Genomic DNA, 363 nt, shown 5'->3' with positions numbered 1-363 from the left:
TCGTCGGGCAGGTTCTCCTCACCCATGTCCAGCCCCGCAAACTCGCGAAACATCGGCGTGTCGTACAGCGCCTCTTCCATCGCCGGGTCCGACAGGTTGAACCACTGCTGCAGGAAGTGGATGCGCAGCATGGTCTCAACAGCAAACGGCGGGCGGCCGCCTTTGGCGCCGGGTGCCGGCGCGTGCGGCGCAATCAGCACCACCAACTCGCCCCACGGCACCACCAGGTTCATCTCGTCCAGGAACTCGCGCTTGCGCGTTCGCTTGGTCTTGCGCTCGAATCCGCTCTCGCCCAGGCTCAATTGCTTCATGGCGGCAATGTCTCACATCACACAAGTGGGGTCGAGGTTGTGCAGACCTTCC

General features: G+C 63.4%; 1 protein-coding gene. It reads right to left on the bottom strand.

Annotation, left to right across the window (positions count from 1 at the left end; genetic code table 11):
- Window positions 1–311, bottom strand: a 311-nt coding sequence (locus tag M3149_RS22900; RefSeq protein WP_251711643.1) for a transposase, incomplete at its 3' end; no start/stop codon positions are given.
- Window positions 312–363 lie beyond the last annotated feature (52 nt).

It is taken from the genome of Hydrogenophaga intermedia (genome assembly GCF_023715105.1).
Lineage (GTDB): Bacteria > Pseudomonadota > Gammaproteobacteria > Burkholderiales > Burkholderiaceae_C > Hydrogenophaga > Hydrogenophaga intermedia_A.
The sequence above is the reverse complement of the archived record's forward strand: the minus strand, read 5'-3'. Positions and strand labels throughout refer to the sequence as shown.